Raw genomic sequence first — 21,891 nt, forward strand, 5'->3', positions numbered from 1 at the left:
AATATGGTTACTTCCAAGAAACGCATCGGCATCGTTGGCGCTCGCGGCCATACCGGCGCAGAACTGATCCGTCTGGTTGCGGCGCATCCGGCGCTGGAACTGGCTTACGTATCTTCGCGCGAGTTGAATGGACAGCGCGTCGAAGATCATGTCGAGGCATACAAGGGCGAGTTGCGCTACAGCTCGCCCGCCCATGAAGAACTGCCTTCGCTCGATGCCGACGTCGTGGTGCTGGCGTTGCCTAACGGCAAGGCATCCGCTTGCGTGGAAGCATTCGATGCTGCCGGCAAAGACCCGGTCATCGTGGACTTATCGGCAGATTACCGCTTTGACAACAGCTGGTATTACGGCCTGCCCGAACTCACCCGCAACAAGTGGCGCGGCGAGAAGCGCATCAGCAATCCCGGCTGCTATGCCACGGCCATCCAGCTTTCCGTTGCACCGCTCAAGGACATGCTGGCCGCGCCGCCGGTGTGCTTTGGTGTTTCCGGTTATTCCGGTGCCGGCGCCACGCCGTCCGACAAGAACAATCCGGAAAAGCTGCGCGACAACCTGATGCCGTATTCGCTTACCGGCCACATGCACGAGAAGGAGGCGAGCCGGCACCTTGGCATTCCTGTGGAATTCATGCCGCATGTGGCTCCGCATTTTCGCGGCTTGACCGTTACCACCAACCTCTATCTTTCGCGTGCCCTGAAGCGTGAGGATGTGCTGGCGCGTTTCCAGCAAGCCTATGCCGGCGAGAAGCTGGTGTGCGTGCTCGATGAGGCACCGTGGGTGAGTCAGATCGCTGGCAAGCATCACGCGGAGGTTGGCGGCTTTGCGCTGTCTGCTGACGCCAAGCGTGTGGTCGTGGTGGCTACGCTCGACAATCTGTTGAAGGGCGCTGCAACGCAGGCGATGCAGAACATCAATCGGGCGATTGGCGTGGACGAATACACGTCGATTCCACTGTAACGTGCGGGATGCATGTTGCCCCGGACGTCATGTCCGCAAAAGCGGGAATGACGGCAAAAAAAAGCAAATGAGAGCCTAAAACCATGACCGACCTTCTTTGGCAAAAAGCCGGCATCGAAACCAACGCGAAAATCATGAAATTCCTCGCCGGCGACGATGTGCTGCTGGATCGCGAGTTCTTCCTGCACGACATCACCGCCAGCAAGGCGCATGTCGAAGGCCTGGCGAACATAGGCGTCGTCAGCGCGAAGGAGCAGGAAGATCTCAAGCGCGAACTGGACGTGCTGGCTGAGGACTTTCGCGCGGGACGTTTCGTGCTGGATGAGCACTACGAAGACGGCCATTCCGCCATCGAAGCCCGGCTTACCGACCGCCTGGGCGATGCCGGCCGCCGCGTGCACACTGGCCGCAGCCGCAACGACCAGATTCTGGTCGCCACCCGCCTATGGTTGAAGGAAAAGCTTGCGCTGTTGGAAACACATTGCCGCACTATTGCCGATGTGTGCTTGCAGCGCGCCGCACAGCCGGCATTGCCGCTGCCGGGCTATACCCATCTGCAACGTGCCGTGGTGTCTTCCACTGCCATGTGGTTTGCCGGTTTCGCCGAAGGCTTTATCGACAATGCCTGGCGCGCCAAGCAGACCGCCGCATGGATCGACGCCAATCCGCTCGGTACCGCCGCTGGTTACGGCGTCAACCTGCCGCTGGATCGCGCACATACCACGCAGGCGCTGGGCTTCGGCCGCATGCAGGTCTCGCCCATCTACGCGCAGCTTTCGCGCGGCAAGTTCGAGATGGCGGTGATGGAAGCCTTGAGCAGCGCGATGCTTGATGCGCGCCGCCTAGCCTGGGACCTGTCGCTGTTCACCACTGCGGAATTCAACTTCGTATCGCTGCCGTCGGAATACACCACCGGCAGTTCGATCATGCCCAACAAGCGCAATCCCGATGTAGTGGAACTGCTGCGCGCTTCCTACGCAACGGTTGCTGCCTCACGGTGCGAGATCGAGCAATTGCTGTCGCTGCCCTCCGGCTATCAGCGCGATCTGCAGTTCTCCAAAGGCTCGTTGTTTCATGGTGTCACGCACGGCCTCGCGGCGCTGGAATTGTTGCCAGATCTGCTTGCGCGCATGCAATGGAATGAAGCCATCATGCGTGCCGCCATCGAGCCGGCCATGTACGCCACTGACGTCGCCATCGAGCAGGCTGCAGCGGGTGTGCCGTTCCGCGAAGCCTATCGTGCCGCGGCACAGGCAGCGCAGGAGGCAGGGCAGGGGCGCACACCGGAATCCAGTCTCTCGGCACGTACCTCACCGGGCGCGGGTAACGATGTACAGCTGGATGTCTTGCGGCAGCGTCTCGATCACCTTTCGTCATAGCAAATCGGCATGAGCATCGTCAGCACGGCAAACGCGCAGCACTATCACTGGGGACAATCCTGCGACGGCTGGCATCTGCTGGCGCTGGACGAGCTCAGCATCATCGAAGAACGCATGCCGCCCGGCAGCTTCGAACAGCGTCACCGGCATGCGCGTGCACGGCAGTTCTTCTACGTGCTGGAAGGCGAGGTGACGATCGAATTGGAAGGTATTGTTCATCGCTTGCAGCGTGGCCAAGGCTTGCATGTGCCGCCAGGCAGCGCGCACCAAGTGCGTAACGACGGTGAGGGTGATGCAAGATTCGTAGCGGTTTCTTCGCCCAAGAGTCACGGTGATCGAATCGCTGCACCGCTGGAGGAAGTTGCCTCGTGACCGGACGTGCGCTGCCCGAACACACCTTGCCGGCATGGCGCCGCGCCGTATTGAAAGTCGGCAGCAATCTGCTGGCCGCCGACGGTGGCGGCCTCACCCCCCTTTACGCGCAAGCCTTGGCTGGCTTTATCAGCGCTAGCCAGCGTTCAGGGCGAGAGGTCGTGCTGGTTTCTTCTGGTGCCGTTGCTGCAGGACGCGCATTGCTGCGCACGCGCGCGGTGCCGGGCCCGGAGCTTGCGGCGAAACAGGCGCTGGCTGCACTGGGCCAGGCACCGATGATCGCCTTGTGGCAAAGCCTGTCGGAATATCCGGTTGCCCAAGTGCTGTTGACGCATGACGACCTGCGCAACCGGCGCCGTTATCTCAACGCACGTGCCACGTTGCGAGAGCTGCTGATGCTGGGTGTCTTGCCGGTCGTCAATGAGAACGACACGGTGGCGGTGGACGAACTGAAACTCGGTGACAACGACAATCTCGCTGCTATCGTCGCCGCCTTGGTGGATGCCGACTTACTGTTGATAGCCTCCGACGTGGATGCGCTTTACAACGCCGATCCTCGTCGAAACCCGGCAGCTGAACCTATCGGGCATGTGCCGCAGTTGACCCAGCAGATCATCGTCATGGCAGGCGGCAGCGGCACCGCTGTGGGCACCGGCGGCATGCGTACCAAACTGCAGGCTGCTGAGAAGGCCGCCGCAGCCGGTATCCCTACGGCACTGTTCAGCGGTCGCGAGCCTGCGACGGTCAAGGCACTGGAAGAAGGACGGCTGCGCGGCACATTGATCGACGTAGCCGGCAACCGCATGCAGGCGCGCAAGTACTGGCTGCGTCATGCGCCCGCCGGCGGTGGTCGCGTCAGCGTCGATGCCGGCGCCGTCCGCGCACTGGCCGGCGGGCGCGCATCACTGCTGCCTGGCGGCATTCTGGATGTGGCAGGCGAGTTCCATCGCGGCGACCTGGTGGAAATCGTCGACGCCCAGGACCGGCCCATCGCACGTGGGCTATGCCAGTACGGTGCAGCCGAGATGCGCCGCCTGGCCGGGCGGCATAGCCGCGATATCGCGTCCATCCTTGGCTATAGCTACGGCGACGAGATCGTACATCGCGACGATCTGGCCACCATCGCAGGAGAATCGGAAGTATGAGCGAGATTCGTCACCTGGCCTTGGCCTGCAAGGATGCTGCGCAAGCCATGTTTGCACTCGATACCGAAACCAAGCGCAAGCTGCTGCACGACATGGCTGCCGCGTTGGAAACACAGCGCGATGCCATCCTGGCAGCGAACGCGCGCGATTTGCAGCACGCCACTGCCAAGGGCACCCAGGGCGCGATGCTTGACCGCCTGCGCCTGGACGAAGCGCGTATCGGCGGCATTGCCAATGCCGTACGTGAGATCGCTGCGTTGCCCGATCCGGTTGGCCTGGTTACCCGTCGCGAGACACGTCCAAACGGCCTGGAAATCGAGCGTGTACGCATCCCGCTTGGTGTCGTCGCGATGATCTACGAGGCACGTCCCAACGTGACCGCCGACGCTGCCGCGTTATGTCTGATGGCCGGCAACGCCGTGATTCTTCGTGGTGGTTCCGAAGCACTGCATTCCAACATGGCGATCGCTTCAGCCTTGCACATCGCATTGGAAAAGCATGATATCCCTGCTGCGGCCGTGACCTTGATCGAAGACCTGCGTCGCGAAACGATGGTGGAATTGCTGCAGCTCAGCGACATCGTCGATCTGGCGATTCCGCGCGGTGGTGAAGGCCTGATCCGATTCGTTGCCGAGCATGCGCGCGTGCCGGTGATCAAGCATTACAAGGGCGTCTGCCATCTCTATGTCGATGCATCGGCGGATGAAGTACTGGCTCTGAACCTGCTGGTCGACGGCAAGACTTCTCGCCCTGGCGTATGCAATGCGCTGGAAACCTTGCTGGTGCATCGCGATGTCGCCTCGTCATTCCTGCCCAAAGCAGCGCAGGCGTTGCAGGAGCGAGGCGTCGAGTTGCTGGGATGCGAACGTTCGCGCGCCCTGGTGAAAGGCCTGCGACCTGCAACCGACGAAGACTACGCTGCGGAATTTCTCGACCTTATCCTCGCCATCCGCGTGGTCGACGATCTTGGTATGGCCATCGGCCACATCCAGCGTTTCGGCTCCGACCATACCGAAGTCATTGCTACACGCAACGACGAATCCGCCCGCCGTTTCGTGCAGGCTATTCGCTCAGCCGTAGTGATGGTGAACGCCTCATCGCGCTTTTCCGATGGTGGTGAATTGGGCCTGGGGGCCGAGATCGGCATTTCCACCACCCGCCTGCATGCCTATGGACCGATGGGTGCGGAAGCCTTGACTGTAGAACGCTTTATCGTGCGCGGCGATGGACAGGTACGCCATCCACAGAGCCGGCTGTAATCCATCAGGGAACAAAGAGGGAGTCTCATTGAACCAGGCAGACATCGTGCGTCCAGTACAAGAGCAACTGGATGCGTACAACGCAAAAGACATCGATCGCTTCATGCAATGGTGGGCGGACGATTGCCAGTACTACATCTTTCCGTCTGAATTGCTCGCAGACGGCGCGGCGCAGATTCGTGAACGCCACATGGAGCGGTTCAAGGAACCGGATCTGCATGGCCGGCTGGTACATCGCACGGTGGTCGGCAACCTGGTTGTCGACCAGGAACTAGTCACCCGGAATTTCCCTGACGGCTTGGGTGAGATGGACGTGCTTGCCATTTACGAAATTGAGGCGGGCAAGATCGTTAGTGCGCGGTTCAAGCTCGGTGAGCGCCGTAACGCATCGCGTGGGGTTTGCACCCCAATCTACGAATAGCCGCCTAGGCGCGTCATTCGCCGTAAAAAGTCGGTTTTACCTCGACGTCATTCCGGCGAAGGCCGGAATCCATGCTTCGTACTGGCGATGGATTCCGGCCTTCGCCGGAATGACGACCCGCTCTGAAACGGTATTAACGCGGACTTCTGCTCTTGCCGAAAGAGTGGGAAACGTCGCGATATATGGAGGTTTGCACTCCGATCCACGCCCTAGGCTATCAACCTCTTTTCCACCGCCGCACCGCCTGTGCAAACGCAAGACAATCCGCAAACCGGTTGTACAACGGCACCGGCGAAATCCGGATCACGTCCGGTTCGCGCCAGTCACCGATGATGCCGTTATCCATCAGATACTCGAACAGCGCACGTCCTTGCGCACGGCCACCCAGCACGCGAATGGAAAGCTGCGCGCCGCGGCGCTGAGGTTCTTTCGGCGTAACGACTTCCAGCACGTCGGAAAGCTGCGTTTCGACCAGCCATTGCAGATAGCCGGTAAGTTGCAGCGACTTCTCGCGCAAACGCTGTATGCCGGCACGATGAAAAATTTCCAGCGACACGCGTAGCGGTGCTAGCGAAAGAATCGGTGGATTGGAAAGCTGCCAGCCATCCGCGCCGGGTGTCGGGACGAACTCTGGCCCCATCTGGAAGCGTGTGGCCTTGTCGTGCCCCCACCAGCCGGCAAAGCGCGGCAAGGCGGTGCGCGCGTGGCGTGCGTGAATGAACGCGCCGCCTACGGCGCCGGGGCCGCCGTTGAGGTATTTGTAGCTGCACCAGATGGCGAAATCCATGCCGCTGTCGTGCAACTGCAGGGGCAGATTGCCCACTGCATGGGCAAGATCGAAACCCACCTGGCAGCCCTGCTTGTGCGCAAGCTCGGTAATCGTCTTGAGATCGAATGCCTGGCCAGTGCGGTATTGCACGCCGGGCAACAGCACCAGTGCAATACGCGATCCGTGCTCTGCAAGCACGCGTTCGATCGCGCCCATCGAGATCGTGCCATTGGGCTCGTCGCCTTCCAGTTCGATCAGCGAGAGCGTCGGGCTGAAGCCGTGGTAGCGGATTTGCGATTCCACCGCGTAACGGTCCGTGGGGAACGCACCGGCCTCAACCAGGATGGCATGGCGATCCGGCGTGGGGCGATAGAAGCTCACCATCATCAGGTGCAGATTCACACCCAGCGTGTTCATCGCTACGACTTCATCGGGCTGCGCACCGACGATTTCGGCGAGATGATCACGCACGAACTCGTGGTAATCCATCCATGGCAGGCGGCCTTTGAAATGGCCTTCCACGCCGAGTTCACCCCAGTAATCCAGCTCTGCATTGACGGCTTCGCGTGACGCGCGTGGCTGCAAGCCGAGCGAATTGCCGCAGAAGTAATGGCTTTCGCTGTGCCCGTGCGGAGGAATCAGAAACTCGTTGCGGAAATCACGCAGCGGATCGGCAGCATCGCGGGCCTGAGCCCATTCGGCGGTGGCTTCATAAGAGGTTGACATCGGAGCATCCTGACTTGGTATGTGTTGTGCGAGAAAACGCGCACATACCGGCAGAAAAAAACTTAGGCGTTCAAGTTGGCAGCGATATCGCTGCAACCTTTGTCGAAGTTCGCAGCCCAAGCCTGGCCGGCCTCACTGGCGGATGGCCGCACGCAGCGCAGTTGGATCGCGTGACCATTCCGAAACCAGTAGCGCTCGGTATAGGTGTACTGGGTTCCGCTTTCGCTAGCGGTATAGAGGAAGCTGTTCTGCTCGCCCGATGGACGCGTACTTGCCTGGTAATCCTTCATGTTCTTCGCTTTCACCATCGCGCCATTGACGTAGTCACCGAATGCCTGAGCATCCGTCACCTGCTTCACCGTCACGCTGATGCGTGCCAGCGTGGTACTGGCGCTGGGGGAAGGATCGGGTACTTGGAACACGCGCACTTCAGGATCACCGTCGACTTGCATGATGCTCACCCAGCTGGCCGGCGTGGTGAAATGCACACTGCCGGATGCCATGCTGACGTCGTCGGCGTGAGCCACGGCGATGCCGCCTAGTGCGAGCAAGGCTGTCACCACCATGTAACGGCTGAATTTCATGCGTGTTCCTCGGGATACGTGTTGGGTATGAAACGACGTAGCGGCAGCCCCAGCCATTCCAGCGCGGTGCCGTGAAACAGGCGGGCGCGGGTCGGTTCATCCAGATGCAGCGATTCGATGCCGCTGCCCGGCTCCTGCTCCCCCAGCGGGAAAGGATAATCGGTACCGAGCATCACGCGGTCGACGCCGGTCACATCCAGGAGATACTGCAATGCCTTGGGATCGTGTACGCAGGAGTCGAAATACAGGCGCTGCAGGTATTCGCGTGGATTGCGCGGGTTGTCCGTGGCAACCAGATCCGGACGCATGCGAAACCCGTGCTCGATGCGGCCGATGCTCCACGGAAAGCTGCCGCCGCCGTGAGCGAGCATCACGCGCAGTTTGGGCAGCCGCTCCAGCACGCCGCCAAAAGCCAGGCAACAACCGGCGCGCGATTGTTCGGCAGGCATGCCCACCAGCCATGGCATCCAGTACTTGGGCATGCTGGCGGCGCCCATCATGTCCCAGGGATGCACCATCACGGCCGCGCCGAGATCAGCAGCGGCTTCGAAGAACGGGAACAATTCCGGCGCGTCCAAATTCCAATCGTTGCAATGCGAGCCGATCTGCACGCCGTACAGCCCCAACTCGTCGATGCAGCGCTCAAGTTCGCGGATAGCCAGTTCCGGCGCCTGCAGCGGCACGGTGCCAATGCCGGCGTAGTGCTTGGGGTAGTCCCGGCAGATGCCAGCCATGTGATCGTTGAGGTGGCGGTGCAGCTCCAGCGCCTGGTAACCCGGTGCCCAATACGAGAACAGCACCGGCACCGTGGAGATCACCTGCACGTTGATGCCGAAGCGGGCATAGTCGTCGATGCGGTGTTGCGGATCGAACGAGGAGTCCCACACCTCACGAAAGAACTTGCCATCCTTGTAGATGCGATGCCGCCCGTCGCTGTGCGTCATCACTGGAAACGCATCGTTGCCGTACTTGGTTGCCAGGTTGGGCCAGTCACGCGGAAGGATGTGAGCGTGGTTATCGATTTTTAGCATGGCGCCAAGTGTAGCGCCTGCCGGGGCGGCCGGCCTTGAGCGGTGCAGCAATCACAATCGCTTAAGGATGCACGCGGCGTTCACTTTGCGCTGCCGCTGCTTCCAGCGGGCCGCGGCCGACCACGTAGGCCAGCGTGTTGATGTTGTCGACCAGGCGGTCGCTGATGCGTACCAACTGCTCTGCACGGGGGCGATCGTCAGCCATGGCGAGCAGGGTAGCCAGACTGCGTTGCAGCTGGCGTAGTTCCGGCGCCGGGTCGGGTGTCTGATTATTGCGCAGCGCCACGGCCAGGGCGCGCAGCTGCGACGCCGCTCGCTCCACGAAATGGGTGACTTCGACTTGCTCGGGCAGGTTGTCGCAGTCGTGCAGCAACGCTTCCAGCGTCATCGCCGTGCGTGCCAGCCGGTTGCTGTTGAGGAACAGGGCATTGGCCAGCTCCAGCAGGTTCAGCGGCGTGGCCGGTTCGGCTTGCATGCGATCCAGCGAGGCCTGTGCATTGGTGCGCGCGGTACGTACCCCGGTGCGGGTCTCGCGGTGAGCATGGCGCTGTTCCGGCCGTGCCAGTGCATGCAGGTAACCTGCATAAGCATCCAGCATGTCCGACAAGGCGGCCCGCGCGCGTACACGCTCCCAAGTCGGCCAGACTACATAAGCGAGCAAAGCCATGCCGCTGCCGAGCACGGTGTTGAGCACGCGATCCATGACTGCCGTGCCGGAATTGACGCCTTCGAACGACAACAGAATCACCACGGTGCCTGTCAGTGTGGCGACGGCAATGCCGTAGTGGGCAGTTGCCAGATAGCGGAACGCCATGCACAGCACCGCCATCAGGGCGAGGTGCGCCCAAGGATCATGCGGCGTGATGTGCAACAGCGCAGTCGTCAGCACCAGGCCAAGAATGGTGCCTACCACGCGCAGCAAGCCAAAGTTGAAGGTGGCTGCGAAGTCCGGCCGCAGCACGATCGCCGCCGTCATCGGTAGCCAATAGCCGTGTGGCAATTGCCATATGCGTGACACGAGCAGTGCGATGCTCAGGCACACTGCGCAACGCATCGCATGGCGAAACGCTACCGAATGGGTGGTTAGATTGGCGCGCAATGTAGCGAGCGCCGAGCTGCCGCGCAGTGCGCTTGGCAGGTGCGTTTCCGCCGCCGCTGCGCGTTGTTCACCGCTTGTGCCGGCCCAATTCGCATTGCGCACGGCGGCAGCGAGCTGGCCGGAAAGTGCGTGGATATGCGCGGCGACGCTGTCGCTGCGGGTGTGGTTGTCCAGCAGTGCGCGTTCGCTGGCCTGCAAGGTTTGCAGGGCGCGTGTCGCTTGTTCCGGGGAATCGCCGCTTTCCAGTGCGTCGGCCAGCGCACTCAGTACGCGTGCTGCATCGGCACGAAACATCGCAACGATGTTTGCCGCGCCGTGCAGTTCCGCCATGGCGACCAGTTCCAGGCGCAGGCGTTCGGCCAGTTCCAGCAGTACGGCGAAGGCCTCCATCGCGCGGCCACGTGCGTGGTGGCGGCCAAGCAGCGTCTGCTGCAGTGTGGTCATCGCTTCGGTGAGCGCGGGCACGTCTTCGTCGTTTTTCTTGTTTTCTCTGGCTACTGTCGCGAGGCCGCGATAGACGGTAGCCAATGCATGTCGCTCCGGACCATAGCGCTGCAGCGGCCAGGCGGCCACGGAGAACAGGGTCAGCAACAGACCGCCTGCAAAAATCAGTCCCGCGCCGATCAAGGCATCTCCGAGCGTGGTTGGCGTGGCGGCGGTGATGACCAGCAGAATCATGCTGGTCATGCCTACGCGCGCGATATCCACGCCGAATACGACCAACAGGCCGCCGAAGAACCCGAAGGCTACGGTCGCCACCAGGATCAACGGCAAATTGCCACCGATCAGAAAGCCGCAAAGCGAAGCGAGTCCGGCCGCGAGCGAGGCAAGCAGCAACTGCTGAAGGCGTTGGCGATAAGGCCCCGGCTGATCGGAAAACATGGTGTCGAGCGCACCGGCACCGATCGCCAGGCCTGCCTCCTGGTGTCCGGTGAGCATGCCCACTGCCAGCGGCAGCACCACGGCAGCGGTATTGCGGATCACCACCCACGCGGGTACGTCCGGACGCTTGGTCGCAGTCAGGCTTTGCAGCACGCTGGCACGTAGCGAATAGGTGCGGGTGGACATGGCGGGAAACGCTACCGGAATGCAGCGATTCTGCCTTACCGCCAGGACGGTGTCGCGTGGCGGTGGCAGGAAAAAAACGGCGCCGTGGTGGGCGCCGTTTTGTCGGGGTTCAACGCCGTTGCTGGCGCGGCTTTGTGTTCAGAACGTCTTTTCGGAACCGCGGCCGGCGAATTCGCCAGTGAGCGTGTTCACCCACACTTTTTCATCGGTGGTGATGTACTCCGGCACCTGGATTTCGATGCCGGTGTTGAGCTTGGCCGGCTTGGTGCGCTTGGTGGCGCTGGCACCCTTCAGTTCCGGTGCCGTGTCGACCACGATCAACAGCACGCTGGTCGGCACTTGCAGGCCGACCGGCGCATCGTCGATCACTTGTACGTAATAGCCTTCCACGCTTTCCACGATGTAGCCGGCGTTATCACCGATCAGTTCCGGGCCAAGCGTGTACTGCGTGTAGTCCTCGTTGTCCATGAAGACGTACGCATCACCGTCCATGTACGAAAAGTTGGCAGCGCGGCGGACCAGATCCATCTCCTTCAGATCATCGTCGGCACGCAGACTGAGATCGAACTTGCGTCCACCGGGAATGGAGTACAGCGTGAAACGGAACGTGACGTTGCCGCCACGCGCAGTAGGCGAACTGCGTTCGATATCACGCACCTGGTAAACGGTGCCTTCGTGTTCGACCACGTTGCCTTTTTTGACGTCGGAAGCTTTCATGGGATGAGAGAGCCGATGATTGGGAATAAGGGGCAATAGCGAGAGCGTTCGTTGCGTTACTTCGGTTGCAGACGTACCGCGCCATCCAGCCGGATCGTCTCGCCATTGATGTAACGGTTGCCAAGAATGAACGCCACCGTGGAGGCGAATTCTTCCGGCTTGCCGAGGCGCGAAGGGAAGGGGATGGAAGCGGACAGCGATTCCTGCACCTGTGGCGGCATGCCATCCACCATCGGTGTCCAGAAGATGCCCGGCGCGATCGTCGCGACGCGAATGCCGAAGCGCGACAGCTCGCGCGCCATCGGCAAGGTCATGCCTACCACGCCGCCTTTGGATGCAGAGTACGCAGCCTGGCCGATCTGGCCTTCGTAGGCGGCCACGCTGGCGGTGTTGATGATCACGCCGCGTTCGCCATCCTCGCCGGCTTCGTTGTGCTGCATTAGCGACGCACCGGCCTTGGCGACGTTGAAGCTGCCCACCAGATTCACCATCACGGTTGAGGCGAAGGTGCCCAGTGCCATCGGGCCTTCCTTGCCCAGCACGCGGCCGGCGCCCAGGATGCCGGCGCAATTGATCACCACGTTCAGTCCGCCCAGGGCTTCTTTGGCGGCGTTGACGTTTGCGGCCACGCCTTCTTCCGAGGTGACGTCGGTGCGGAAGAAACGCCCGCTCAGTGCCTGAGCCGCTGCCTGGCCCTTTTCCTCGTTGACGTCGAACAGGGCGACGTGGCCGCCGTTGGCCACCAGGTGCTGGGCGACGGCGTGGCCGAGACCGGAAGCGCCGCCGGTGATGATGGCTTTGACTTGATTGAGCTGCATGGGAGTGTCCCGTCAAGCTAAAAGCGCAATGGTAGCGCACCGGGTTGCAGCACCGCTTGTGGCTTGCCGCCATCAACGCGATCCCCTATGGCAGTCGGCGTAGATTGGGTTACCCCCGGATCAAGTCCGGGGTAACCCAACCTACGGAGCGCTTCCTCAGCCGTAACGTAGGAATACGTCTTGCAGCTCCGCCGATTCGCGCAATACCGGGAATGCAGCAACCGCTTGCGGCGGATTCGCAGCCCGCTGCAGTTCCTTCTGCCACACTCCCACGTCCCACCACCGACCAAGCTTGTAGCCGGCCTTGCGCCAGACGCCAGCCGGCGCAAAATCCATCGCTTCGTGCAGCGCCACGCTGACATCGCCAGGCAGGGTGATGACACCTACCGCCTGGTTGATACCTTGCAGGCGCATCACATCCAGCAATGCGCCATAGAGCTTGCGTGCAATGCCGCGGCGGCGTGCGTTCTCATGCACGTAGATGGACGTTTCCGCGATCCAGTCATAGGCCGCCCGCTCGCGAAAGCGCGTGGCATAGGCATAGGCCAGCACGTTGCCTTGTTCTTCCCATACCAGCCATGGGTAGTGCTGTAGGCGAGTAAGCATGCGCTGGCGCATTGCTTCCGCGCCGGGAAGTTCCGTTTCGAAGGTGATGGCGGTATCGAGGATGGTGGGGGCGTAGATGGCGTGAATCGCTTCGGCATCTTCGGCGCGGGCAATGCGAATCATGTTTGATATTTCCAGTTGCGGTGCTTGCCTTCGGCCAGCCATTCCAATGCGGTGGCGATGCGCTTCTGGCGCGTGGCGTCGGTCTTGGCTTCGGTAATCCACTCGATATATTCACGTTGTGCGCTGGGGTTGAACGCTTCGTAGGTCTTGCGTGCAGCAACGTGCTTTTTCAGATGCGCGGCGAAATCGTCGGGCACTTTCAGTGGTGGCTTGCGCACCGGAGCGGCGCGTTGTCTTGTCATGCCTGCGTCGCGCAACGTCATCGCTTTGCGCACGTAGGCAACCAAATCCTTTTTGCTCGGCAATTCCTTGACAGAGGTGAGCTTGCCGAACTGACCCATGCCTTCCTTGTCGGTTTCACCCACGACATCTTTGCCGTGCCAGAAGTGAAAGCTGCAGTGCTGCTTGAACGCGGCCATCGAGCACATCAGCTTGCCTTGATAGAGAAAATGCGGGCAGCTCCACTTGATGCTTTCCTCAACCTCAGGATAGGCAGCGTGCACCACGGCGCGCAGGTGTTCCAGGATGGGGCGGGCGAAATCCGCCGATTTCGCGATATAGGCGTCAACGCGTGGATCGTGGCTCGCCATGATGTGCCTCGCTGCTAAAGCTCAAGGACAAAGAAGCGATCGCAACCGAAATGGCCGGTACCACCCATGGGTTCACATAGCTGGGTAAAGCCGTGCTTGCGATACAGGGATTGCGCGGCGTCCATCCCGGTCAGCGTCTCGATATAACAACGCTTGAATCCGAAGCGGCGTGCCGCATCCAGGCAGCGCTGCATCATCGCAGCGCCTGCACCGATGCCGCGCGCTTCGGGCAGGAAATACATTTTGCGCAATTCGCACACATCCGCTTCGCCGCCATCCAGCGGTGCGACACCGCCACCGCCGCCGACGATGCCGTTGCGTTCCACCACAAAGTACGCGCTACGCGTGCGCGCATACGCGGCGTACATGTCGCCGACTTCGGGATCGTGAATGGCGAACCCCGGTCCGTCGGCGCCAAATTCAGGCATGACGGTGCGGATGATATTGGCGACGGCGGTACTGTCGCGTGGTTCAATGGGGCGGATGGTGAAGTCGGGCATGAGCGGGAAGTTATCAGCTCTGCGCCCGGAAGTGGATCGGCCGTAGGTTGGGGTGCAAACCCCAACGTGGCGCGATGACTGGTATGGCGATGTTGGGGTTTGCACCCCAACCTACATTCAGGCCGTGGTCGTGCGCGCCTTCGTCACCCGGCTCGCCGTGGGCTTGTTGAGCTGCCCCGAAAGCCACGCACCGGTCGCCACCAGCATGTCCAGATTGATGCCGGTCTGCATGCCCATGCCGTGCAACATGTAGACCACGTCTTCGCTGGCGACATTACCGCTGGCACCTTTCGCATACGGACAGCCACCCGTGCCGGAGACAGCACTGTCCACCACGCGCACACCTTCTTCCAGGCAAGCGAGGATGTTTGCCAGGGCTTGGCCGTAGGTGTCATGGAAGTGCACGGCCAGCGCGTGCATGGGAATTTCCTGCGACACCGCATGCAGCACTGCGCGTGCCTTGGCCGGCGTGCCAACGCCGATGGTGTCGGCCACGGAAACCTCGTAGCAGCCCATGTCATACAGCCGCCTGGCCACGCTGACCACGTCGGCGATGGGCACCTCGCCCTGATAAGGGCAGCCCAAGGCGGTGGATACATAGCCACGCACTTTCACGCCTTCTGCCTTGGCTTCTTCCAGCACCGGCTGGAAGCGCTCCAGCGATTCGGCAATCGAGGCGTTGATGTTGGCGCGGTTGAACGCTTCCGATGCTGCCGTAAACACCGACACCTCGTTCGCACCGGCTTGCCGCGCAATCCGATAGCCCTGTTCGTTCGGTACCAAGACCGGGTAGGTAACACCGGGCACCTTGCGAATGCTGCGAAACACTTCGGCGGCGTCAGCCAGCTGCGGTACCCAGCGCGCGCTGACGAAGCTGGTGGTTTCGATGGTCCGCAGGCCGGTGGCGGAAAGTCGGTCGATCAACGCGATCTTGATGTCCGGCGGCAGCAGGGTCTTTTCGTTCTGCAAGCCATCACGCGGGCTGACTTCGACGATACGAACTTCATTTGTCATACGAAGCTCCTGCGAGCGGCCGGTTACGATGCAAAGCGAACAAGTACAGCGTCTGCTTCCACGAACTCACCTTGGGTCGCGCTTACGCTATCAATGGTGCCTGCGCGTGGCGCCTTCAAGGCCAGTTCCATTTTCATGGCTTCCATCACCAGCAATTCCTGCCCTTCTTCGACGGTGTCGCCCACCTTGGCCTTCACCAGCACGATGCGGCCCGGCATGGGCGCGACGATCTGGTTGCCACCCGTGCCGTCCTTGGATTCCCAGGCAAACGCTGCGGCACGGGTAAAGGCATGGCGCTGGCCGTTGGCATCGTGCAAGGTGATGCGTTCTTGGTCTGCGTGGATGTGCCACTGAGCGCCTTGCCCGTTGAAACGTGCACTAAGCCTGTCGCCTTCAAAGCGCGCACCGCGCACTTCGCACTGTGATGCGCCATGTTGCAGACGGTAATCGCCGTCATGACCGAACGCTTCGATTTCGTGACGCTGCTCGCGCAAGGTAAGCGCCACGATGCGTTTGCCGGCATGCCCGATACGCCACGCATCCGCGCGCGACCAGGGCGAATACGGATCGTTGCCGTGCGCCGATGCGGCGGCGAGCTTGCGTTCGTCGTGAAGCAATGCAGCAGTGGCGGCAGCAAACAGAACATGGTCAGAGGGTGCCGCATCGCCAGTTAGAAATTCATCAAGGTGGCGATCGAGGTAGCCCGTGTCGATGCGGCCTTCGATGACGACGGGGTGGCGTGCCAGTCGTTCAAGAAACGCGATATTGGATTTCGGTCCGACGATCTCGCATTCGGCCAACGCTTCGCGCAATCGTTGCAGCGCTTGCGTGCGATCGGTGTCATAAACGATCAGCTTGGCGATCATCGGATCGTAAAAAATCGTTACCGCATCACCTTCGATCACGCCGCCATCCAGTCGCACGTGACGTGATGGTGCGGGCAGCCGCAGTCGGCGCAATTTGCCCGAGCCGGGGAGAAAGTTCTGGTCCGGATCTTCGGCGTACAGGCGCACTTCGATCGCGTGCCCGTGCGCTTGGACCTGTTCCTGGCGCAGCGGCAGCGGCTCGCCCGCGGCAATGCGCAATTGCCATTCGACCAAGTCGAGCCCCAGTGTTTCCTCCGTGACGGGATGTTCCACCTGCAGGCGCGTATTCATCTCCATGAAATAGAACGTGCCATCTTGGCCCACGATGAATTCCACCGTGCCGGCGCCGACGTAGTTCACCGCTTTCGCCGCGGCCACTGCCGCTTCGCCCATCGCCTTGCGGCGCTCGGCATTGAGGAACGGGGAGGGCGTTTCTTCCAGCACTTTCTGGTAGCGGCGCTGGGCCGAGCACTCGCGTTCGTTGAGGTGAATCACGCTGCCGTGCGTGTCGCCGAATACCTGGAACTCGATGTGGCGCGGATGCTCGACATAGCGCTCCAGGATCACGCGCGTATCGCCGAACGAACTGGCTGCTTCACGCTGTGCAGACGCCAGCGCATCGGTAAATTCCTTCTCGGTGCGCACGATGCGCATGCCTTTGCCGCCACCGCCGGCCGCGGCCTTGATCATCAGCGGAAAACCGGTTTTGCGCGCCTGCTCGGCAAGCACGTCCGTGTCCTGGTTGTCGCCGTGATACCCCGGCACCAGGGGCACCTGATGGTGTTCCATCAGCGCCTTGGCGGCGGCCTTCGAGCCCATCGCGTCGATGCTCTCCGGCCGCGGGCCGATAAAGGTGATGCCAGCTTCCGTGCAGGCACGCGCGAACGCGGTGTTTTCGGAAAGAAAGCCGTAACCAGGATGGATCGCCTGCGCGCCGGATTTTTTTGCGACCTCAAGCATGGCGTCGGCACGCAAATACGATTCGGCTGGACGTGGCCCGCCGATGGGCCAAGCGTCATCGGCCAGACGCACGTGCTGTGCGTCCTTGTCCGCTTCCGAATACACCGCAATGGTGTGGATGCCCAGCCGCCGGCAGGTGCGGATCACGCGGCAGGCGATCTCGCCGCGGTTGGCAATCAGTACGCGCTCGAACATGCGGGTTCCTTACCGGTCGCTTGAAGCTGCAAAGCCCATAAAGCTAGCAGAATTGCGTGACGCGGCCGATGCGCGGCGCAGCAAGAAAGGGCTATTCGCCTTCCCAGTAGTCGATGGTGTCACCCTGCCGCATCACGATACGGATCATCTGTGGCTTGCCCTCCGCATCCGGCCCGAACTCGCCCAGGATGCCGTACTTGTTGGAATCCGGATATTCGCAGATCTCCGGCGAAAGCTTGCTGCTCACGGCGAGATAACGCATTTCGACCGATCCAGTATTGATGATCTGGTGCGCGCTCTCGGGGCCGCCCGGCGGGCAGGCGATGATGTCGCCCTGGCGGATAGGGTGGCGCTCGGTGCCGACGCGAATCTCGCCTTCACCTTCGAGGATGAAGAACATTTCTTCGTTGACGCGGTGGTTGTGCAGCGGGAACGCACGCTTGCCCGGCGGTACCGCAGTGATGTTGTAGCCGAGCTTCTCCGCACCAAGCTGCATGGAAACGCGCCCCATGCGCGCATCGAAGCGCTGCGCGGCATCACCAGGGGCGGCGAAGGCCGCTGGACGGGGTTGCAGTTCAACGTCGGCGATGTTGACGATGCGTTTCATGGCGTGCCTCGTATGCGGGAAAGAGTGGACAGCTCGAGCAAGCTACGGCGATGCAGCTGCCAGCATGGCGTCAGCAGGGTCAAGTCCAGGCCGGCGGTCGTTTATCGAGGAAGGCACCGAGCCCTTCCTGGCCTTCTTCCGACACACGCAGCCGTGCGATCAGCGCGGCGTTTTCCTGATCGATGCGTTCGGCAGTTGCCGCCGTCAGCCCATGCATGTTGAAAGCGAGCTGCTTCGCTTCCCGTTGCGCCATGGGGCCGGCTTTGGCGAGTTGCTTGAGCACCGTGTGCACCGTGTCATCCAGATACTCGGCAGAAACGGACTCATGCAGCAGTCCGATGTCTACCGCCGTTTCCGCGTCGAAAATTTCGCCCGTAAGGAACAGGCGACGTGCCTGGCGTACGCCGATCGCAGCCATCACATACGGTGAAATCACCGCGGGCACCAAGCCGAGCTTCACTTCCGTAAGACCGAACTTGGCGGTGTTCACGCCGATGGCGATATCGCAGCAGGCAATCAACCCTACGCCACCACCATAAGCTGCGCCGTTGACGCGGGCCACGGTGGGTTTGGGCAGAAACTGCAACGTGCGCATCAGTGCAGCCAAACGCAGGGAATCTTCACGATTTTCCGCCTCACTGGCCTTGGCCATGCCGCGCATCCAGTTGAGATCGGCGCCGGCGGAAAAACTCGCCCCTACGCCGGTCAGCACCACCACGCGCACGGTGGGATCCTGGCCGGCATCACTTAGGGCGGCAGTGAGTTCGGCGATCAGCCGGTCGTCGAAGGCGTTGTGTACGTCCGGCCGATTGAGGCGGAGTTCGCGGATGCCGGCGTGGTCGGCGATCTGGATGGTGGTCATGGGACGTCCATGCGGGAAGGGACGTGGCAAAGCGTAGACCAAGCTTTCCGTCGTGGGGAGAGATGGTTGCCGCCAGAAGGCCCTTATTGGTGCAAGGCGGTTTCGTAGTCTTGGCCGCCGTGGAAAATGCCGAGGATGGATACGGTATAGGCCGTACTATCTATCGAAAAGCCGATGATGGTATTTCCTCGGTAGTGGGTAATGCGCATGCCCGACCGGATGTCGTCGCGCTTATTGCCGCGATGAGGAAAGGTACTCAGCGAGTCGCAGTATTGACCACTGAGCCTACATAGCGTTTGGCGATTTCCAAGGATGCTGCAGTGGCGATATAGAGGGTGAGTTCGATGAGCTGATCGTGCGCTTCCGGTGCCCAGATCACGGTATAGCTCATGATCGGGAGCGTTCCCGCTTGCGTACTTTGGCGAGTGACTCGAGTACTTGTTCAGTGGTCATCCCCCTGCTTGGGTCTGCTTTGAGTGCGTCATAAGCCGTCGCCACTTCAGTACGCAGCCAATTTTCCACGGCGTTTTCGAACGCTCGGTCACGGGCCTGCGCAAGCCGTACGGCATCCTGGATGGCCGAGCTGACGGAGGCGTACTCACCGGCATCGACCTTGGCCTGAAGCAAGTTGGCCATCTCGACAGGCAGGGTGATGCTGAGTTGTTTGCTGGCGATACGTGGCATGACGCATCTCCTGGAATGGTTTGATAGGACTTAATCCTACTATTTCGTCATGCATGACGAAATCAACGGGCCAGCTTCTCCTTGGGGCGAGGCCCTGCACCAAATGCGAAAAGAGGCTACAATGCGAACCATTCTTATTTAGAAGCATGACAAACCGTGCGCCTGTCCGATTTGCCGAAAGGTGCGAATGCCGTGGTTGAACGAGTCGAAGATGCTCATGCCAATGACCTGATCGCGCAACGTCTGCGCGACCTGGGCTTTGTGGCCGGTGAACAGGTCAAGCTGGTGGCGCGTGGTCCGGTAGGTGCGGATCCGCTGCTGATCCAGATTGGTTCGACCCGCTTTGCGCTGCGCCGTGCCGAAGCGGCGCGAGTGACCGTGCGGGAGGTCGCATGAGCGCCGATACCCTGCGCATCGCCTTGGTCGGCAACCCCAATTGCGGCAAGACGGCGCTGTTCAATCAGCTCACTGGCGGTCGCCAGAAGGTGGCCAACTACGCCGGCGTCACCGTGGAACGCAAGGAAGGGCGGTTCACCGCGCCGTCGGGCCGCGTGATGCAGATTCTGGATCTGCCCGGCACTTATAGCTTCGATGCCGCCAGCCCTGACGAGCAGATCACCCGTGATGTACTGGAAGGCAACTATCCCGGCGAAGCGGCGCCCGACCTCATCATTTGCGTGGCGGATGCCACCAACCTGCGCCTGCACCTGCGCTTCGTGCTGGAAGTAAAGCGGCTCGGCCGACCGGTGGTGCTGGCCTTGAACATGATGGACGCAGCGCGCCATCGCGGCATCACCATCGATGTGCCGGAACTGCAGCGCCGCCTCGGCATTCCTGTCGTAGAAACCATTGCGGTGAAGCGCGGTGGTACGCGCGCGCTGGTCGAACGTGTGGATGGTGATTTGCCGGAAGCACCGCCCGCCTTGCCGGACGATCCGGACAGCCGCGCCAACCTGCACGATGAAGTGCGCCAGTTGATGGCTGCTACCGTCTCGATACCGCGCGCCACCGCGGCGATCGACGATGCACTTGACCGGTGGGCGCTGCACCCCGTGTTCGGTTTGTTGACGCTCGCGGTGGTGATGTTTCTCGTGTTCCAGGCGGTCTACGCGTCCGGCAAACCGATGAGTGATCTGATCGGCAACGGTTTCACCTGGCTCGGCGAACATGCGGCCGTGGTATTGCCTGCCGGGCCGGTACACGACCTGGTGGTCAGTGGCATCTTCGGCGGTCTCGGCACGGTGCTCGGTTTTTTGCCGGTGATTCTGGTGCTGTTCTTCTTCATCCTCATGCTGGAGGAGTCGGGCTATCTACCGCGCGCGGCGTTCTTGCTTGATCGCCTGATGGTCTCGGTAGGCCTGACCGGACGTTCGTTCATTCCGCTGCTGTCGAGCTTCGCCTGCGCCATTCCCGGCATCATGGGCACGCGTAGCATCACCGATCCGCGCGATCGCCTCGCGACCATTTTGGTGGCGCCACTGATGACATGTTCCGCACGCCTGCCGGTGTATGCCTTGTTGATCGGTGCATTCATCCCCGCGCGCCGCGTGTTCGGAGTATTCAATTTGCAGGGCGTGGTGCTATTCGCCTTGTACGTGGCCGGCATCGTTGGCGCGATGACCGTGGGCTGGGTGATCAAACGCATTCGCCGCGACAAGAGCGAACATGCTTTGTTGATGGAACTGCCGTCGTACCGTTTGCCAAGAGTGCGCGACGTCACCCTCGGTTTGTACGAGCGCGGCACCATTTTCCTGAAGCGTCTCACCGGCGTGATCCTGGCGCTGACTGTGCTGATGTGGTTCATCTCCACCTTCCCGGCGCCGCCAGCGGGCGCGGCGGGGCCAGCCATCAACTACAGTTTTGCCGGTTATCTCGGTCGTTTCCTGCAGCACATCTTCTCGCCGCTGGGCTTCAACTGGCAGATCAGCCTGGCGTTGATTCCGGCGTTTGCGGCGCGTGAAACGGCGGTAGCTACGCTGGCTACTGTCTACGCGGTCAGTGGCGATGCACATAACGGCGGGCTGGCGCACGCGCTTACCGGCAATTTCTCGCTGGCGACGGCGCTGTCGTTGCTGGTGTGGTTTGCCTTTGCGCCGCAGTGCATGTCCACGCTGGCGGTGATTCGCCGCGAAACCAATTCCTGGCGCAACGTGGCGATTTCCTTCAGCTACATGTTCGTCGTGGCGTACGCGGCGTCGTTCATCACCTATCAGGTTGCGGGGTTGTTCTCGTGAATACGGGTTTGCTGGTTCAGTACGTGGTAATCGGGCTGGTCGTGCTGGCCAGCGCGCTGTATGCATTCCGCAAACTGGCGCCGCAGCTCACCAACCGCTGGCTGGTGTCGGCATCGATCCATTTCAGTCAGCCAGGGCATGCGGTGTGGATGCGTTCTTTCGCGCGCCGTCTGCAGCCGAAGCAGGCGACCGGTAACTGCAGCGATGGATGCAGCACCTGTGGTGCGTGTGGACCGAAGCCGCCGGCTGCTGCGCGTGGTGACACTGTGCCGCTGGAATTCCGGCCGCGGCAGCGCTGATGTAGG

At 61.4% G+C, this 21,891-nt stretch carries 24 protein-coding genes; 9 read left to right on the top strand and 15 right to left on the bottom strand.

The features are described 5' to 3' along the window. The first annotated feature begins 3 nt into the window (after nucleotides 1-3). The 6 genes from argC (at nucleotide 4) to IEX75_RS13790 (ending at nucleotide 5,533) form a co-directional block, all read left to right on the top strand. Nucleotides 4-957, top strand: a complete 954-nt coding sequence (argC, locus tag IEX75_RS13765; protein ID WP_188794864.1) for an N-acetyl-gamma-glutamyl-phosphate reductase — start codon at nucleotides 4-6, stop codon at nucleotides 955-957. 83 nt (nucleotides 958-1,040) lie between these two features. Beyond that, nucleotides 1,041-2,336 (top strand): argininosuccinate lyase, encoded by a 1,296-nt coding sequence (argH, locus tag IEX75_RS13770; RefSeq protein ID WP_188794865.1) that lies wholly within the window; start codon nucleotides 1,041-1,043, stop codon nucleotides 2,334-2,336. A 9-nt stretch (nucleotides 2,337-2,345) separates the two neighbouring features. Continuing rightward, complete coding sequence (locus IEX75_RS13775) at nucleotides 2,346-2,708, top strand: cupin domain-containing protein (protein WP_188794866.1); 363 nt, start codon at nucleotides 2,346-2,348, stop codon at nucleotides 2,706-2,708. Then, a complete protein-coding gene (proB, locus tag IEX75_RS13780; RefSeq protein WP_188794867.1) occupies nucleotides 2,705-3,853 on the top strand; it encodes a glutamate 5-kinase in 1,149 nt (382 codons plus the stop codon). Before IEX75_RS13775 ends, proB begins: the two co-directional genes overlap by 4 nt. Beyond that, nucleotides 3,850-5,112: a glutamate-5-semialdehyde dehydrogenase gene (locus tag IEX75_RS13785; RefSeq protein ID WP_188794868.1), complete on the top strand. Its 1,263-nt coding sequence runs from the start codon at nucleotides 3,850-3,852 to the stop codon at nucleotides 5,110-5,112. Before proB ends, IEX75_RS13785 begins: the two co-directional genes overlap by 4 nt. Before the next feature lie 28 nt (nucleotides 5,113-5,140). Beyond that, the gene (locus IEX75_RS13790; protein ID WP_229720820.1) at nucleotides 5,141-5,533 is read left to right on the top strand and encodes a nuclear transport factor 2 family protein; all 393 of its coding nucleotides are present in this window, start codon (nucleotides 5,141-5,143) and stop codon (nucleotides 5,531-5,533) included. A 217-nt stretch (nucleotides 5,534-5,750) separates the two neighbouring features. On the opposite strand, the gene kynU is transcribed toward IEX75_RS13790, so the two are convergent. From kynU to IEX75_RS13865, 15 genes are all read right to left on the bottom strand, one after another. Next, nucleotides 5,751-7,028, bottom strand: coding sequence for a kynureninase (gene kynU, locus IEX75_RS13795; protein WP_188794870.1), 1,278 nt, complete (start codon nucleotides 7,026-7,028; stop codon nucleotides 5,751-5,753). Nucleotides 7,029-7,090: 62 nt separating this feature from the next. Further along, entirely contained in the window at nucleotides 7,091-7,612 is a 522-nt protein-coding gene (locus IEX75_RS13800) for a hypothetical protein (protein WP_188794871.1), read from the bottom strand. After that, nucleotides 7,609-8,643 (bottom strand): amidohydrolase family protein, encoded by a 1,035-nt coding sequence (locus IEX75_RS13805; RefSeq protein ID WP_188794872.1) that lies wholly within the window; start codon nucleotides 8,641-8,643, stop codon nucleotides 7,609-7,611. Before IEX75_RS13805 ends, IEX75_RS13800 begins: the two co-directional genes overlap by 4 nt. A gap of 61 nt (nucleotides 8,644-8,704) precedes the next feature. Then, entirely contained in the window at nucleotides 8,705-10,810 is a 2,106-nt protein-coding gene (locus IEX75_RS13810) for an FUSC family protein (protein WP_188794873.1), read from the bottom strand. A gap of 138 nt (nucleotides 10,811-10,948) precedes the next feature. Continuing rightward, on the bottom strand, nucleotides 10,949-11,527 hold the full coding sequence (efpL, locus tag IEX75_RS13815; RefSeq protein WP_188794874.1) for an elongation factor P-like protein EfpL: 579 nt from the start codon (nucleotides 11,525-11,527) through the stop codon (nucleotides 10,949-10,951). A 56-nt stretch (nucleotides 11,528-11,583) separates the two neighbouring features. Beyond that, nucleotides 11,584-12,345, bottom strand: a complete 762-nt coding sequence (locus tag IEX75_RS13820) for an SDR family oxidoreductase (protein WP_188794875.1) — start codon at nucleotides 12,343-12,345, stop codon at nucleotides 11,584-11,586. Between the two features lie 156 nt (nucleotides 12,346-12,501). Then, nucleotides 12,502-13,074 (bottom strand): GNAT family N-acetyltransferase, encoded by a 573-nt coding sequence (locus IEX75_RS13825; RefSeq protein WP_188794876.1) that lies wholly within the window; start codon nucleotides 13,072-13,074, stop codon nucleotides 12,502-12,504. Then, complete coding sequence (locus IEX75_RS13830) at nucleotides 13,071-13,664, bottom strand: YdeI/OmpD-associated family protein (RefSeq protein ID WP_188794877.1); 594 nt, start codon at nucleotides 13,662-13,664, stop codon at nucleotides 13,071-13,073. Before IEX75_RS13830 ends, IEX75_RS13825 begins: the two co-directional genes overlap by 4 nt. Before the next feature lie 14 nt (nucleotides 13,665-13,678). Beyond that, a complete protein-coding gene (locus IEX75_RS13835; protein ID WP_188794878.1) occupies nucleotides 13,679-14,164 on the bottom strand; it encodes a GNAT family N-acetyltransferase in 486 nt (161 codons plus the stop codon). Nucleotides 14,165-14,281: 117 nt separating this feature from the next. Continuing rightward, on the bottom strand, nucleotides 14,282-15,178 hold the full coding sequence (locus tag IEX75_RS13840) for a hydroxymethylglutaryl-CoA lyase (RefSeq protein ID WP_188794879.1): 897 nt from the start codon (nucleotides 15,176-15,178) through the stop codon (nucleotides 14,282-14,284). 23 nt (nucleotides 15,179-15,201) lie between these two features. Then, nucleotides 15,202-17,199 carry an acetyl/propionyl/methylcrotonyl-CoA carboxylase subunit alpha gene (locus IEX75_RS13845; RefSeq protein ID WP_188794880.1) on the bottom strand — a complete coding sequence of 666 codons (1,998 nt, stop codon included), beginning with the start codon at nucleotides 17,197-17,199 and terminating at the stop codon, nucleotides 15,202-15,204. 91 nt (nucleotides 17,200-17,290) lie between these two features. Then, a complete protein-coding gene (locus IEX75_RS13850; protein ID WP_188794881.1) occupies nucleotides 17,291-17,806 on the bottom strand; it encodes a cupin domain-containing protein in 516 nt (171 codons plus the stop codon). Between the two features lie 79 nt (nucleotides 17,807-17,885). Next, nucleotides 17,886-18,668 (bottom strand): enoyl-CoA hydratase-related protein, encoded by a 783-nt coding sequence (locus IEX75_RS13855; protein WP_188794882.1) that lies wholly within the window; start codon nucleotides 18,666-18,668, stop codon nucleotides 17,886-17,888. A 256-nt stretch (nucleotides 18,669-18,924) separates the two neighbouring features. Continuing rightward, a complete protein-coding gene (locus tag IEX75_RS24320; RefSeq protein ID WP_268236483.1) occupies nucleotides 18,925-19,059 on the bottom strand; it encodes a hypothetical protein in 135 nt (44 codons plus the stop codon). After that, nucleotides 19,056-19,352: a ribbon-helix-helix domain-containing protein gene (locus tag IEX75_RS13865; RefSeq protein WP_188794883.1), complete on the bottom strand. Its 297-nt coding sequence runs from the start codon at nucleotides 19,350-19,352 to the stop codon at nucleotides 19,056-19,058. Before IEX75_RS13865 ends, IEX75_RS24320 begins: the two co-directional genes overlap by 4 nt. Nucleotides 19,353-19,508: 156 nt before the next feature. Between IEX75_RS13865 and IEX75_RS13870 the strand changes: the two genes are divergently transcribed. The 3 genes from IEX75_RS13870 to IEX75_RS13880 are packed head-to-tail and all read left to right on the top strand — an operon-like array spanning nucleotide 19,509 to nucleotide 21,885. Continuing rightward, nucleotides 19,509-19,748 (top strand): FeoA family protein, encoded by a 240-nt coding sequence (locus IEX75_RS13870; RefSeq protein WP_188794884.1) that lies wholly within the window; start codon nucleotides 19,509-19,511, stop codon nucleotides 19,746-19,748. Continuing rightward, nucleotides 19,745-21,586, top strand: coding sequence for a ferrous iron transporter B (gene feoB, locus IEX75_RS13875; protein WP_188794885.1), 1,842 nt, complete (start codon nucleotides 19,745-19,747; stop codon nucleotides 21,584-21,586). Before IEX75_RS13870 ends, feoB begins: the two co-directional genes overlap by 4 nt. Next, nucleotides 21,583-21,885, top strand: coding sequence for a DUF6587 family protein (locus IEX75_RS13880; protein WP_188794886.1), 303 nt, complete (start codon nucleotides 21,583-21,585; stop codon nucleotides 21,883-21,885). The genes feoB and IEX75_RS13880 overlap by 4 nt, the downstream gene beginning before the upstream one ends. Nucleotides 21,886-21,891 lie beyond the last annotated feature (6 nt).

Origin of the sequence: Dyella nitratireducens (assembly GCF_014642835.1) — a bacterium.
GTDB classification, from domain to species: domain Bacteria; phylum Pseudomonadota; class Gammaproteobacteria; order Xanthomonadales; family Rhodanobacteraceae; genus Dyella_B; species Dyella_B nitratireducens.

What these genes read in the sequence shown, in the direction of transcription:
- argC (WP_188794864.1), top strand. Translation starts at nt 4, where the DNA reads ATGGTTACTTCCAAGAAACGCATCGGCATCGTTGGCGCTCGCGGCCAT.
- argH (WP_188794865.1), top strand. Translation starts at nt 1,041, where the DNA reads ATGACCGACCTTCTTTGGCAAAAAGCCGGCATCGAAACCAACGCGAAA.
- IEX75_RS13775 (WP_188794866.1), top strand. Translation starts at nt 2,346, where the DNA reads ATGAGCATCGTCAGCACGGCAAACGCGCAGCACTATCACTGGGGACAA.
- IEX75_RS13785 (WP_188794868.1), top strand. Translation starts at nt 3,850, where the DNA reads ATGAGCGAGATTCGTCACCTGGCCTTGGCCTGCAAGGATGCTGCGCAA.
- kynU (WP_188794870.1), bottom strand. Translation starts at nt 7,028, where the DNA reads ATGTCAACCTCTTATGAAGCCACCGCCGAATGGGCTCAGGCCCGCGAT.
- IEX75_RS13800 (WP_188794871.1), bottom strand. Translation starts at nt 7,612, where the DNA reads ATGAAATTCAGCCGTTACATGGTGGTGACAGCCTTGCTCGCACTAGGC.
- IEX75_RS13805 (WP_188794872.1), bottom strand. Translation starts at nt 8,643, where the DNA reads ATGCTAAAAATCGATAACCACGCTCACATCCTTCCGCGTGACTGGCCC.
- IEX75_RS13810 (WP_188794873.1), bottom strand. Translation starts at nt 10,810, where the DNA reads ATGTCCACCCGCACCTATTCGCTACGTGCCAGCGTGCTGCAAAGCCTG.
- efpL (WP_188794874.1), bottom strand. Translation starts at nt 11,527, where the DNA reads ATGAAAGCTTCCGACGTCAAAAAAGGCAACGTGGTCGAACACGAAGGC.
- IEX75_RS13820 (WP_188794875.1), bottom strand. Translation starts at nt 12,345, where the DNA reads ATGCAGCTCAATCAAGTCAAAGCCATCATCACCGGCGGCGCTTCCGGT.
- IEX75_RS13825 (WP_188794876.1), bottom strand. Translation starts at nt 13,074, where the DNA reads ATGATTCGCATTGCCCGCGCCGAAGATGCCGAAGCGATTCACGCCATC.
- IEX75_RS13830 (WP_188794877.1), bottom strand. Translation starts at nt 13,664, where the DNA reads ATGGCGAGCCACGATCCACGCGTTGACGCCTATATCGCGAAATCGGCG.
- IEX75_RS13835 (WP_188794878.1), bottom strand. Translation starts at nt 14,164, where the DNA reads ATGCCCGACTTCACCATCCGCCCCATTGAACCACGCGACAGTACCGCC.
- IEX75_RS13840 (WP_188794879.1), bottom strand. Translation starts at nt 15,178, where the DNA reads ATGACAAATGAAGTTCGTATCGTCGAAGTCAGCCCGCGTGATGGCTTG.
- IEX75_RS13845 (WP_188794880.1), bottom strand. Translation starts at nt 17,199, where the DNA reads ATGTTCGAGCGCGTACTGATTGCCAACCGCGGCGAGATCGCCTGCCGC.
- IEX75_RS13850 (WP_188794881.1), bottom strand. Translation starts at nt 17,806, where the DNA reads ATGAAACGCATCGTCAACATCGCCGACGTTGAACTGCAACCCCGTCCA.
- IEX75_RS13855 (WP_188794882.1), bottom strand. Translation starts at nt 18,668, where the DNA reads ATGACCACCATCCAGATCGCCGACCACGCCGGCATCCGCGAACTCCGC.
- IEX75_RS24320 (WP_268236483.1), bottom strand. Translation starts at nt 19,059, where the DNA reads ATGAGCTATACCGTGATCTGGGCACCGGAAGCGCACGATCAGCTCATC.
- IEX75_RS13865 (WP_188794883.1), bottom strand. Translation starts at nt 19,352, where the DNA reads ATGCCACGTATCGCCAGCAAACAACTCAGCATCACCCTGCCTGTCGAG.
- feoB (WP_188794885.1), top strand. Translation starts at nt 19,745, where the DNA reads ATGAGCGCCGATACCCTGCGCATCGCCTTGGTCGGCAACCCCAATTGC.